Below are 13,086 nucleotides of genomic sequence, written 5' to 3' on the forward strand. Positions count from 1 at the left end.
AGGCGGCTTCTTTCTGTCCGACGGCTTACATCGTCACTGTCAGTGATAGTCCATCTTGCCGCGTCACTGCATAACGCACGCGAGTCACATGATGAGCGTTATTAGTATCTACCAAACGTGTGATACGACCTTTGTTGATCCACACACTTAGCATTGCGTCGGCGCCATCTTCGCTCATACCAAACTGCTTTGCCAATTCTGCCTGGCTCACTACCCCGTGGTCGTTAATATATTGATAAAGCTGTTTTAAGATCATGCAACTTGTGCCTCCAGCGAGCCTAGCTGTTTCTTACCAATGCGCTTAAAGACACGATAAGTAGCAAAGAAGATTGCTACGATCACTGCCATCCATACTCCACTAGTAATAGGACTGTCCGCAAAGTGCATCATTTGATGATAGAAAGTCGCCGCTAGATAAGCCAGCCCCATTGTCCAAACCGCAATAAAGCGAGCAAAGTTGTTACCAAATTCACGGACATACGCTCCCATTGCTGCCACACATGGTGTGTACAACAGGATGAAGATTAAATATGCAAACGCAGCATGGCCAGAAACAAATTGCGATTTAATGTTGCCAAAGATTGATGAGTCTACCTCTTGCTCTTCCGCCGCTGCATATGTGTCGGTCAGGTCACCCACTTCGATACCAAGAGGATCAGAGTAGCTAAGCCCTGCAAGGTTTTCAGGAACACTCATTACCGCTTCTTCTAGGCTAGCCAATAAGTCAAACTCTGCGTCTTCCTCATCAGATGGAGAAGTATATAAACTATTTAATGTACCAACGACCGCCTCTTTTGCGAAGATACCGGTAATAATACCGACAGTCGCTGGCCAGTTGTCTTCTTGAATGCCGATTGGTGAGAATACGGGCGTTACCACTTGCGCCGCTTTAGATAGTACGGAGTTTTCACTGTCTTCGTTACCAAAGCTGCCATCTGTACCCAAAGAGTTTAGAAAGCTTAGAATTGCAACCACAATCACGATAGTTTTCCCTGCACCCAATACAAAACGCTTTAGTTTTTGCCATGTTTTGATTACTACGTTTTGAAGCGTCGGTAGTTCGTAATTTGGCATTTCCATTACTAAGCTATCACTGCTACCTGGGTATAAGGTGTGCTTTAGGAACAGGCCTGTAAATACCGCAGCAACAATGCCCAATAAATACAGTGCAAACACGATATTTTGCCCCGAACCAGGGAAAAAGGCAGCAGCAAACAGAGCATAAACAGGGAGACGAGCACCACAAGACATGAACGGTGCCATAGCTGCAGCCAGTTTGCGTTCGCGTTCTTGATCGAGAGTACGGGTAGCCATAATAGAAGGAACATTGCAGCCAAATCCCAAAACAAGTGGTACAAAGGCTTTGCCTGGAAGGCCAATTTTCTGCATCACTTTATCCAGAACGAATGCCGCACGAGCCATATAACCAGAACTTTCAAGAACTGCGAGGAACAAATACAAACAAGCAATCACTGGAATAAAGGTAGCAACCGTCTGAATACCTCCCCCGATACCATCGGCTAGAACAGTCACTAACCATACGGGCAAGTGTTCATCGAGTAAGTAGTGGCCGCCATCGACCAGCAACGCACCTACGCCAATATCAAACAAGTCAATAAATGCACTACCGATGTTAATCGAGAACATAAACATCAGGTACATGACCACGAAGAAGAATGGAATGCCCACCCATTTATTCAGAATAAACTGATCAAGCTTTTCTGTTACGCTGCGACTTAGCTTACCTTCACTACGGCGCACTTTCTTACACTGCTCATGCAAGTGTGTGTATTTGGTATCTGCGACATGTAAATCAATATCCAGATCGAGCTTTGCAATGGAGTTCAAAACCGTGCTTCTGTCGTTTTCTGAAAGACTATTCAGAACTAAGGTGTCTTTTTCTAAAGCACGAATAGCAAGTGCACGATGAGAGACCGACTGATCACAAAATAGTGTTGAAATGTTTTCAATTGCTTCTTCCATTTGTTCGCCATAGTTCAGCGACAAATCCTTAAGGGCAATCCCCTGAACGATGGACCTATGCAATCTTTCTTTAAATTCTGCTACTTGTGCTTTGTCCGTTGCCGACAAGCTAAGAACTGGACAACCCAACGTCTTCTCTAGTTCGGCCACGTTAATCATTTGACGCTCACGCTTTAGAGCATCCATCTTATTTAAGACAACAATCATCGGACGACCAAGCTCACGAAGCTGCAGCGTCATGTATAAACTACGCTCTAAGCTTGTTACATCCACAACATTAATGATCAAATCAGCTGGATGAGTCAGCACTGCACGTGAAGCAATTGACTCGTCAATACTGTTGCTATCATTTCCACTATCGAGAGAGTAAATACCAGGAAGGTCCGTGAGCAAAAACTGGTCTCCAGCATGTTGATATTGACCCGTTTTTTTCTCGACAGTCACACCAGCCCAGTTACCAACCTGTTGTTTTGCGCCAGTTAAACCATTAAAAAGAGTCGTTTTACCACTATTAGGGTTACCTACCGTGAGTATTTGATACTGCATTACACTCTCTCCACTTCGATTTTTTGAGCTATCGCTTCTCTCAGCGCCACAGATACACCACGGACTTCAACCTGCAATGGATCCCCCATCGGAGCGCGTCTAATAACTTTGACGACGGTATTCGGCAATAGCCCCATTACCATTAGCTTTTTTCTTACGTCGGATGAAAGACCATCCAATAAACGAATAGTCACCGAATCGCCGGGTATGATTTCTGATAGCTTCATTATGACTCCAACAAGGTTATTGCTAATGATAAATATTTTCGTTTAATGATTTAATGCTGCAATATTACTCCTATGTCTCCATTGATTCATTGTGTGAAATCAAAGTTACCATAGATGCTCTGACCCTTGCACAAAACGTCAACTTCGTTAATTTTATTCACGTCATTTTCGTCAAAACTCTCTCAACTGGTGATTATTAATTTTAGAAAAATAATACGACCCACAAGGAAACTCATAGTTATTCCTTATATATCATTCACTTAAATTAACCAGGTAAATATTGTCGCTTTTTTCATACTAAAGTGTCGTTATTTTTATAAGAAAAATAAGTAACCCCTCGTATAGTTAACTCATCGAGAGGGCGTCCTCTCAAATGTATTCCAGAGGTGGCATGTCACATGCCACTCCGGCAGCAAGCGAAGGTGTCCTTGACACCCGTGGTATAGTCCCCCCGGCTATACCACGATATTTTTTTCAATGTTCCCTCCCCTTTGAAGCACTATTCAAACTACTCATTTACTTTCCGAATTGATATAGCTTTACACTGATATACAAAGACGCACCTATGCTTTAAACACGTCAGCACCTAAAATGCTATGGCATTAACCAAGTGAAGTTTGGAGCGCTATAGGGTGCCATAACGACAAGTAACATGACGTGACTGAATTATTGATTCTCTTGAGTCAGTGCAAACTTCGAAGGAGGCAAGCCAAAATATAATCTGAACTTCTGGCTAAAGTAAGACGGGTCGTTGAAACCACAATTAAATGCAACTTCACTGATTTTTTCTCCGGCGAGTAGCTGCTCACAGGCGGTTTCTAAGCGTACTTCCGTTAAATAATCTTTTAACGTTCTTGACGAAGCTGATTTGAAACGTCTTTGCAAACTACGTTCAGACATAAACAACATTTTTGCCGCGGTTGCAGTACCGAACTCAGCGTCATGGTAATGCTCAGACACAAGCTGGTAAACCTTTTGCAGCCACTCATCTTCTGGGCTAACCAAATTTTCACTCTCTTTTTCTGGCTCAAACTCTGATAACACATCTTCTACGTGGCTCAACTCTTGAGCTACTGGCCATGTAATTTCGATTTTGTTTTGCGCATCAGAAGTGAATACCGCCAAATGGCCGCCACTCTCGCTGACTAATTGTGAAACGCTGTCCATTCCTAGCTCGTTAGGACTGCCACTTACCCCCCGACCTAACGATAACTTGTTCGTCAATTGGCTACCGTAATCTATAAAATTTAACCAGACGAGTTCGTCTCCCTCAGACAATACGATCTTGACCGTTTGACCACGATAAGAGCGCTTAATGATATTGGCAAAAACAGTGTTAAAAATGACGTCTAAGTTGAAGCTTTCCAGAGCGATCCTGCTCGATTTATCTTCATCAACAAGCTCGACCTGAATACCCACTTTTGCAAAGTCTTCTTTCCATACATCAACTACAGACTGGGTTATTTGGCTCAAGTTATAGTTTTGACTACCGCCTTTGGAGTCATCTGGCACACTTCTTAATTCATTTAATTGCCAATAAACTTTAGCAAAGTGATCTTGTGTGGGTGCGTCAATCACTTGAGGAAACTTTGAAGCGAGACAATCAACGCTTGACTTGATTGACTGAGCCACATGATCCACCAATAAGTTTCTCACTTGAATCTGTTTACGAAGTTGTTGGTTGCTGGCCAGAAGAACACGACTTTGATGTCTAAGCTGGTTGGTTTTGAGTGTAACTTGTGCGGCCAATGCTCGATTGACTTGGACCATATAACGAGATCGCCAATAGGTAAGTAAACCCATAATGATCAGCGTAGAAGCAAGGAAACAGAAGATTGCCAGTGAAGATAAATACCATGGCTGCTTTACCTTAAAGCGCGACTCTAATCCAATCAAACCAGCTGAAACTTGAGATTGGCTACTTACCTGAAGATGATACTCACCGGCATTTAGGTGCTCTAAAGTAAGTTGGCCACCTTCCAATGATTGCCATGGCTCACCGTCACTTAGACGGTAATACAGGTTTTGGCTATCGGGCCTTGGCATAGTACCAAAACGGAAGCTTAATGATGAACCATAAGGTAGTTGCACGTCATCAAGGTTGGCACTTCCTACCTGAATGACTTCATTTTCATGCACTACTTGGCTGACGATAAACGTGGACTCGGGCGCATTGGATACCAGTAGTGTTGAAGTTTTCGCTTTGACCAAGCCATATTTTGAGCCTAATACTAGCTCACTACCCCCACCTTCTTCTCCTTGCATGTCAGTACATATACCTGGCAGAAATTCATTGTTTATCAAACCGGATGAAGAAGAAAAGTGCTTTACCAGCTCTCCAGAAAGATTGTAAAAGCTTAATCCGACTGACGAAGCGAGCCAAACGCCTTGAGCGTCACTGATCATACAAGCAGGTCTGGCATTAGAAACACTCAACTCTACGACTTGTTTTGAATCACCGACATTAACTGTTTTAAATAAACCAAAAGATGAAGCGAACCAACGGTTGCCATCGACAGCAGTAACAATATCTAAGGATTCTCCAAATTTTTCTGAAAAACGCTTGAAACGAATTTGTTCATTGTCGTATTCGTAAACACCATGGTCAGTACCGATCAATAGGCGATCTTCGGTATCGTGCAAACTTGTTATCTTTGCTGGTAAGTGTTGACCAACCAACCATTCGCTGCCAAGGTTCCGTACCCGCTGATTAGCGATATCAACGTTATACAGTTGATTACCACTTGCTACCCAAAGGCGTGAAGCATCATCGACGGCAAGGTGCTCAACCGGATGTCCGGCCATAACTTGTAAGTAGGGGAAAGTGACCGCTCTTAAACCATCGAGATCGAATACTTCTAAACCCTTCGATGTTGCAAGCCAAAGCATCCCCTCTTGAAAAACCAGATCATTTATTGGAGAACGAGATTCGAGGATGATTTCATTACCGTATAACCCTCTTCGGTAGAGTTTGTAGTCATCAGCGAACCATAGAGAACCATCAGGCCCAGCCACTGTTTTTCGAATTCTGCCCGATAATGTTTGTGAATCGTAGCTACTGAATGTAATCCGCTCAAACTTTTTACTGAACAAAGAGTAATAGCGAATTCCCTGACTGGTTGCTATCCACATTCCCCCCATGTTGTCACTCAACAGTGAAGATATCTTGTTGCTGTCCAGTTCCAATTCAAGAAAACTGGCAGACTCCACTTGCGTCACCTCTCCGGTCAAAAACGAATACAAGTACAGACCATGTTCGGTTCCAACCCAATACTCGTGGTTAGTCTCTGCAAACGTTAACACATGTGAGCCACCGACTTGGTTGACTTGTTTATCCGGCTCATTAATGTTGAAAATCAATGCACCTCGAAGCGTCCCAACCAATATTTCACGTCGCGTAGGCGAAAAGTAGATTTTTTCAATATATTTCTGACCAGATTCAACAACATGATCAAAGGAACTTCCTTCGGACAAATAAAAGCCAGAAGTGGTGGCAAGTGCCCACTTAGTTTCTATAAAAATTGCATCGTTAATATAGACGTAACTGTTGTTACTGTGTTGATAGAGCTGGAGTAATGAAAACGTCTTTAACTCACTGGTTTCGATATCGTAAGTATAGAAATGTGCACCGTCACTGACCCAAATATAGTGCTCGGAAGCGCCGATTTTTCTTATTTGGGAGCCGGGGTTGAGGCTGAACACCAAACGCCTCTCTTGATTTGGATAAGTTTGGTAGACCTCGTTTTCAACAAAGGTCCAAAACGCGCCTTTATAGTAGGCGAGCTGTTTGGCGGGGTTGCTTAAAAAACTGCCTGATTTGGGGAGTATATTCTGACCATCATAGAATAAAACACGCCCATGAACATCGTGTATCCAGAGGCCACCATGCTCGCCTAAATACAAATTTTTTGCCGCAACAAAAGTTCCCTTAACCTGAGTAGGCAAAGGATAAAAAATAGCATTGGCTTTATTAAACGCAAATGCATGGCATGAAATAACAGCTCCCACGAGTATAAGAGCCAGATAGCGTAGCAAGACGAAACCTTTAATATCTAAATTTATACCAACTCGGAATGTTTCATGCCTTTCTTAGCACGCTTATTTCGAGTCGCTAATTATTAGATAATAATATCTCAATTAGCTTTAGAGAAAAGGTTCGTCTTAGCAAAGGTTGCAATTCTTATTGCCAGATCACGCAAAAAAGAAATTTCTGACAGAGAAAAACAACCTCATAACTATTTTTTGCTCAAACACTGTTCAAAACTATCTGCCATACCGGACAGGAAGGTGAAGTAACTCCCAGGCTGAGCTTCAATAGCACTGCCCAATGGATCCAGCTCACCTTTAGCCACGTGACTTCCGCGCATAACACTTTCAACGACCGCTGGTGTAAATTGCGGTTCAGAGAATACACAAGCAACATCCCCAGAGCTGATTGCTTTACGAATTTCAATCAATGTTTTTGCTCCAGGCTTGCGCTCTGGACTCACAGTAAAGACACCAAGCTGATTAAGTTGATAACGTTCCTCAAAATAACCGTAAGCATCATGAAATACGAAATAGCCTTTATCTTTTACTGCAGCGAGTTTTTGCTTAATTTCATTATCTGTAACCACTAATTGCGCTTTAAATCGGGAAAGGTTCTCTCTGTACTTATTTGCATTAGCAGAATCAACTTCGACAAGCTTGCCCGTCAATGCTTCAGCCACTTGTTTGACTGGCTCGACGCCAAGCCAGAAGTGAGGATCATGAGAACCATGATCATGACCATCATGTTTATGACTGTGCTCGCTATCAAATTCTCGTAATGCTAAGTTGGGGATACGACTGATCGTTACAGTATTTGCTTTATCGGCGACGACTTTTTCAAGAAAAGGTTCTAAGTCATGTCCGTACCAAATGACCAGATCCGCTGAAGCGACTTTCTTTACGTCTGAAGGGCGCAAAGCATAATCATGTGGAGAGGTATTTGATTTCAATAATAACTCAGGTTCGTTAACACCTTGGGTAAGCTCTGTCACTAGTAATTGGATAGGTTTTATACTAGTAATTACGGTGACCGCCTGCGCAGGTAACGTAAGGATTGCCGAAGCAACAAGAATTAAGGCTCTTTTCATAGTTTTACTTGGGATATCGAATGGAAAGTGTAATAATGTTACATTATAACATTGTAGATTTGCAAACGAGTTTCATTCATGTCTTCATTAGTCCATCTGGAACACTTAAGCGTCGAGTTCAATGATCGCAGGGTTCTGGACAACATCAGCATGGAATTAGTAAAGGGTAAAATAACGACCCTAATTGGTCCCAATGGTGCGGGAAAATCAACATTAGTAAAGGTCATCTTAGGATTACAAAAGCCGACGAGTGGGAAAATAACCAGGAAAAAGAAACTAAAAATTGGTTATGTTCCGCAAAAATTGAAACTCAATGATTCCCTACCACTGAATGTTTCCCGCTTTTTAAACTTAGCAGGGAAATACAGCAAGCAGGAGTGTATTGACGCATTAAGACTTGTAGGAGCTGAGCACTTAATCCGAAGTAATATGCACAGCCTCTCCGGAGGTGAAAACCAACGCGTCCTTCTTGCTCGTGCGCTACTTCAGCGCCCTGAGCTTCTTGTCCTTGATGAGCCAGCCCAAGGTGTGGATATACAAGGACAGATTGACCTTTATGACTTAATAGAGAGCATTCGTCACCGCTTTGACTGCGCAATTTTTATGGTCTCTCACGACTTGCACTTAGTGATGGCTAAAACCGATGATGTAATTTGTTTACAACATCATGTTTGCTGCTCAGGTTCACCCGCGACAATTACTAAACACCCGTCATATATCGCATTGTTTGGTACTGCCGCTCGCGAGTCTTTAGCATTTTATCATCATGACCATAATCATCATCACCACGATTTAGCTGGTTCACCCGTTTCCGGTGACGCCGATTCTTGTTCAAATCACTCGCACGGGCACCACCATCATGATTGAGTTTTTATTACCTTCAATTCTGGCTGGCATCGGTATCGCTATTATCGCAGGACCGCTTGGTTCTTTTGTCGTATGGCGAAAAATGGCCTACTTTGGAGACACGCTGGCTCACGCTTCTCTAATGGGATTAGCACTTGGTTTCTTACTGAATATAAACCTTTATCTTGCTCTAGTTGTTTGTTGTTTGGCACTGGCTGCTTTACTGGTGACTTTGCAAAAACAGCAGTTAGTCGCAACCGACACTCTACTCGGTATTTTGGCGCATAGTGCTCTATCGATAGGCTTAGTGTCTGTTAGTTTTCTGGACAATGTTCGTGTCGATTTAATGAGCTATCTATTTGGTGACTTATTGGCTGTGTCTCCACAAGATTTAATGTTCATTTATACTGGTGTCGTAGTCGTAAGTGTTTGTTTATACATTTTCTGGCGCCCACTGCTTTCGAGCACAGTCAGTGAAGAGCTGGCTGAAGTAGAAGGCGTAAATACTGATTTGGTTCGTCTGGTACTGATGTTAATGGTCGGCATCGTTATTGCTGTAGGCATGAAGTTTGTCGGTGCTCTGATCATGACTTCCCTTCTGATTATTCCTGCAGCCACAGCACGAAAAGTGTCCTCTTCGCCAGAACAAATGGCACTGTTTGCCTCAATTATTGGCTCTGTAGCCGTCCTGATCGGATTGAGTCTTTCATGGCACTTTGATACTCCGGCCGGCCCTTCCGTTGTAATAAGTGCAACTTCGCTGTTTATGCTAAGCCAAATCATCCAACGCAAAGCATAGCAATGGTGTCTATCTGAGTTTGATTATTGCGAAGTTTCACTCGCTTGACTTGTCTTCATTCTTAACCAAACTCCACGATCAAAAAAGCCTGGCGATGCCAGGCTTTTGTATTCTAACAAGTTGGAAATTACCAGCCTGTTACTTCACGTAGACCTTTACCGATCTCTGCTAGAGATTTAACTGTCTTAACGCCAGCTTCTTCTAGTGCAGCAAACTTGTCTTCAGCAGTACCTTTACCACCAGAGATGATCGCACCAGCGTGACCCATACGCTTACCTGGAGGCGCAGTTACACCAGCGATGTAAGAAACTACTGGCTTAGTCACGTTTTCTTTGATGAACGCTGCCGCTTCTTCTTCTGCTGTACCACCGATTTCACCGATCATAACGATCGCTTCAGTTTCTGGGTCTTCTTGGAACAGTTTCAGGATATCGATGAAGTTTGAACCTGGGATTGGGTCACCACCGATACCAACACACGTAGACTGACCAAAGCCTTCGTCTGTAGTTTGCTTAACTGCTTCGTAAGTTAGAGTACCTGAGCGAGATACGATACCTACTTTACCTTTCTTGTGAATGTGACCAGGCATGATACCGATCTTACACTCATCAGGAGTGATAACACCCGGACAGTTAGGACCGATCATGCGAACGCCAGTTTCTTCTAGCTTCACTTTCACGTCGATCATATCTGTTGTAGGGATACCTTCAGTGATAGTTACGATTAGCTCGATACCTGCGTCAACCGCTTCTAGGATTGCATCTTTACAGAAAGGTGCTGGTACATAGATTACTGTCGCTGTTGCGCCAGTTGCTTCTACTGCTTCACGAACTGTGTTGAATACAGGTAGACCTAAGTGAGTTTGGCCGCCTTTACCTGGAGACACACCACCAACCATTTGCGTACCGTATGCGATAGCTTGCTCTGAGTGGAAAGTACCTTGACCACCAGTGAAACCCTGACAGATTACTTTAGTGTCTTTGTTAATTAATACAGACATTATTTAGCCTCCGCAGCAGCAACAACTTTCTGAGCAGCATCTGTTAGCGACTCAGCAGCAATGATATCAACATCAGAATTAGCAAGAACTTCGCGACCTAGGTCTGCGTTAGTACCTTCTAGACGAACAACAACTGGTACGTTTACACCTACCTCTTTAACCGCACCGATAATACCTTCTGCGATCATGTCACAACGTACGATACCGCCGAAGATGTTTACTAGTACTGCTTTCACGTTGTCATCAGATAGGATGATCTTGAATGCTTCTGCAACACGTTCTTTAGTTGCACCGCCACCTACGTCTAGGAAGTTAGCAGGTTTGCCGCCGTGTAGGTTTACGATATCCATCGTACCCATTGCAAGCCCAGCACCGTTAACCATACAGCCAACGTTACCGTCTAGTGCTACGTAGTTCAGTTCCCACTGAGCTGCGTGCGCTTCACGCTCATCTTCTTGTGATGGATCGTGCATTTCACGAAGTTTAGGTTGACGGTATAGTGCGTTTGAGTCGATGTTGATTTTGCCATCAAGACATAGCAGGTTGCCTTCACCAGTAACAACAAGCGGGTTGATCTCTAGTAGAGCCAGGTCGTACTGAGCGAACATCGTGCCAAGACCCATGAAGATCTTAACGAATTGTTTGATTTGGTCACCTTCAAGACCAAGTTTGAACGCAAGCTCGCGACCTTGGTAAGCTTGTGGGCCTACTAGTGGATCAATTGCTGCTTTGTGGATCAGTTCCGGAGTTTCTTCCGCAACTTTTTCGATTTCCACACCGCCTTCAGTAGAAGCCATGAAAACGATCTTACGGCTAGCACGGTCAACTACCGCGCCTAGGTAAAGTTCGTTAGCAATGTTTGATGCTTCTTCAACAAGGATTTTTGTTACAGGCTGACCATTTGCATCTGTTTGGTAAGTTACTAGGTTCTGGCCTAGCCACTTTTGCGCAAACTCTTTTACGCCATCTTTGGTATCGTGCAACTCTACGCCGCCCGCTTTACCGCGGCCACCAGCGTGAACCTGACACTTAACGACTTTCTTAGCTGTACTGATACGGCCTGCTGCTTCAAAAGCTTCTTGTGGTGTATCACACGCGTAGCCTTCTGGCACAGGTAAACCGAATTCTGCAAACAGCTGTTTGGCTTGGTATTCATGCAAATTCATTTCGATATTCCGTTTGTTTTTTCCCAAAGGGATTTATTATTTCCATAACGCTGCAGTCTTGGCTGCTTGTACGTCTGTAGGGTCTTCTCAAATCAATCACTCAGTGATTCAGATGAAGGCCAGACGTCGAGCTAGTCTAGCCATTGTAATTTTGAACGTCTAGCCACCCAAGGCAACTAGACGTTTTAGCGATATTAAACGTCTAATAGGAGACGTGCTGGATCTTCTAGCAGCTCTTTAATCGTTACTAGGAAGCCAACAGACTCACGGCCATCGATTAAACGGTGATCGTAAGATAACGCTAGGTACATCATTGGCAGGATTTCAACCTTGCCGTCAACCGCCATTGGACGCTCTTGGATTTTGTGCATACCCAAGATAGCCGCTTGAGGTGGGTTGATGATTGGCGTGGACATCAGAGAACCGAATACACCACCATTTGTGATAGTGAAGTTACCACCCATTAACTCATCAACAGTTAGCTTGCCGTCACGGCCTTTGATCGCCAGCTCTTTGATGCCTTTTTCGATGTCAGCGAAACCTAGCGTGTCACAGTCTTTTAGAACTGGTGTAACTAGACCACGTGGCGTTGATACCGCCATGCTGATGTCGAAGTAGTTGTGATAAACGATATCATCGCCATCGATAGAAGCATTCACTTCCGGGTAGCGTTTTAATGCTTCCGTTACCGCTTTCACGTAGAAAGACATAAAGCCAAGACGCGTGTCGTGACGCTTCTCGAACTGGTCTTTATACTGCTTACGAAGATCCATGATTGGCTTCATGTTGACTTCGTTAAACGTCGTCAGCATTGCTGTGCTGTTCTTCGCTTCTAGTAGACGGTTAGCAACAGTCTTACGTAAGCGAGTCATAGGAACACGTTTCTCGCTGCGTGCCGCAGCAGGAGCTTCAACGGCTGGCGCTTCAGCTTTAGGCGCTGCTTTCGCGTTCGCTAGATGTGCTTCAATATCTTCACGAGTGATACGACCGCCAACACCAGTGCCTTTCACTTGGCTAGCTTCTAGGTTGTGCTCAGCCAGAAGACGACGAACTGCAGGACTTAGCGCATCGTTGCTCTCTTCAGTAAGTGCCGCTTTGTGACGCTTATCTGGAGACGCTTGAGTGCCTTCTGTTGTATCTGCTGTTGGTTCACCAGCAACTGCACCCGGCTTGATTTTAGCCAGAAGCTGTTTTGAAAGTACCGTCGCACCTTCTAATTCAACAATAGCTTCTAAAACACCAGCTTCCGGAGCTGGCACTTCTAACACTACTTTATCTGTTTCGATATCAACCAGTACTTCATCACGCTCAATAGCGTCGCCTGGTTGTTTGTGCCATGTCGCAACGGTTGCATCTGCAACTGATTCAGGTAAATCTGGAACCAGAATTTCAATTGTCATAT

The 13,086-nt window shown here is 43.9% G+C and carries 10 protein-coding genes; 2 read left to right on the top strand and 8 right to left on the bottom strand.

What is annotated here, in order from left to right:
- Positions 1 to 25 precede the first annotated feature (25 nt).
- From OO774_RS11425 to znuA, 5 genes are all read right to left on the bottom strand, one after another.
- A complete protein-coding gene (locus tag OO774_RS11425; protein WP_264902556.1) occupies positions 26 to 256 on the bottom strand; it encodes a FeoC-like transcriptional regulator in 231 nt (76 codons plus the stop codon).
- Complete coding sequence (gene feoB, locus OO774_RS11430) at positions 253 to 2,529, bottom strand: Fe(2+) transporter permease subunit FeoB (RefSeq protein WP_264902558.1); 2,277 nt, start codon at positions 2,527 to 2,529, stop codon at positions 253 to 255. Before feoB ends, OO774_RS11425 begins: the two co-directional genes overlap by 4 nt.
- A complete protein-coding gene (locus OO774_RS11435) occupies positions 2,529 to 2,756 on the bottom strand; it encodes a FeoA family protein (protein WP_264902560.1) in 228 nt (75 codons plus the stop codon). The genes feoB and OO774_RS11435 overlap by 1 nt, the downstream gene beginning before the upstream one ends.
- A gap of 666 nt (positions 2,757 to 3,422) precedes the next feature.
- The gene (locus tag OO774_RS11440; RefSeq protein WP_264902562.1) at positions 3,423 to 6,791 is read right to left on the bottom strand and encodes an AraC family transcriptional regulator; all 3,369 of its coding nucleotides are present in this window, start codon (positions 6,789 to 6,791) and stop codon (positions 3,423 to 3,425) included.
- Between the two features lie 200 nt (positions 6,792 to 6,991).
- Positions 6,992 to 7,873 carry a zinc ABC transporter substrate-binding protein ZnuA gene (gene znuA, locus OO774_RS11445; protein WP_264902563.1) on the bottom strand — a complete coding sequence of 294 codons (882 nt, stop codon included), beginning with the start codon at positions 7,871 to 7,873 and terminating at the stop codon, positions 6,992 to 6,994.
- A gap of 78 nt (positions 7,874 to 7,951) precedes the next feature.
- Between znuA and znuC the strand changes: the two genes are divergently transcribed.
- Together znuC and znuB are read left to right on the top strand one after the other, a co-directional pair.
- A complete protein-coding gene (znuC, locus tag OO774_RS11450; protein WP_264902564.1) occupies positions 7,952 to 8,740 on the top strand; it encodes a zinc ABC transporter ATP-binding protein ZnuC in 789 nt (262 codons plus the stop codon).
- Positions 8,733 to 9,518: a zinc ABC transporter permease subunit ZnuB gene (gene znuB / locus OO774_RS11455; RefSeq protein WP_264902566.1), complete on the top strand. Its 786-nt coding sequence runs from the start codon at positions 8,733 to 8,735 to the stop codon at positions 9,516 to 9,518. The genes znuC and znuB overlap by 8 nt, the downstream gene beginning before the upstream one ends.
- A 127-nt stretch (positions 9,519 to 9,645) precedes the next feature.
- Here znuB and sucD read toward each other — a convergent pair whose 3' ends face one another.
- The 3 genes from sucD to odhB form a co-directional block, all read right to left on the bottom strand.
- Positions 9,646 to 10,518 (bottom strand): succinate--CoA ligase subunit alpha, encoded by an 873-nt coding sequence (gene sucD, locus OO774_RS11460; RefSeq protein ID WP_264902567.1) that lies wholly within the window; start codon positions 10,516 to 10,518, stop codon positions 9,646 to 9,648.
- Positions 10,518 to 11,684 (bottom strand): ADP-forming succinate--CoA ligase subunit beta, encoded by a 1,167-nt coding sequence (sucC, locus tag OO774_RS11465; protein WP_264902568.1) that lies wholly within the window; start codon positions 11,682 to 11,684, stop codon positions 10,518 to 10,520. The genes sucD and sucC overlap by 1 nt, the downstream gene beginning before the upstream one ends.
- A 194-nt stretch (positions 11,685 to 11,878) precedes the next feature.
- Positions 11,879 to 13,084: a 2-oxoglutarate dehydrogenase complex dihydrolipoyllysine-residue succinyltransferase gene (odhB, locus tag OO774_RS11470; protein WP_264902569.1), complete on the bottom strand. Its 1,206-nt coding sequence runs from the start codon at positions 13,082 to 13,084 to the stop codon at positions 11,879 to 11,881.
- Between the last annotated feature and the right edge of the window lie 2 nt (positions 13,085 to 13,086).

The sequence above is a fragment of the Vibrio sp. STUT-A11 genome, assembly GCF_026000435.1.
Lineage (GTDB): Bacteria > Pseudomonadota > Gammaproteobacteria > Enterobacterales > Vibrionaceae > Vibrio.

Coding starts and splice junctions, on each gene's coding strand:
- OO774_RS11425 (WP_264902556.1), bottom strand. CDS start 256: ATGATCTTAAAACAGCTTTATCAATATATTAACGACCACGGGGTAGTG.
- feoB (WP_264902558.1), bottom strand. CDS start 2,529: ATGCAGTATCAAATACTCACGGTAGGTAACCCTAATAGTGGTAAAACG.
- OO774_RS11435 (WP_264902560.1), bottom strand. CDS start 2,756: ATGAAGCTATCAGAAATCATACCCGGCGATTCGGTGACTATTCGTTTA.
- znuA (WP_264902563.1), bottom strand. CDS start 7,873: ATGAAAAGAGCCTTAATTCTTGTTGCTTCGGCAATCCTTACGTTACCT.
- znuC (WP_264902564.1), top strand. CDS start 7,952: ATGTCTTCATTAGTCCATCTGGAACACTTAAGCGTCGAGTTCAATGAT.
- znuB (WP_264902566.1), top strand. CDS start 8,733: ATGATTGAGTTTTTATTACCTTCAATTCTGGCTGGCATCGGTATCGCT.
- sucD (WP_264902567.1), bottom strand. CDS start 10,518: ATGTCTGTATTAATTAACAAAGACACTAAAGTAATCTGTCAGGGTTTC.
- sucC (WP_264902568.1), bottom strand. CDS start 11,684: ATGAATTTGCATGAATACCAAGCCAAACAGCTGTTTGCAGAATTCGGT.
- odhB (WP_264902569.1), bottom strand. CDS start 13,084: ATGACAATTGAAATTCTGGTTCCAGATTTACCTGAATCAGTTGCAGAT.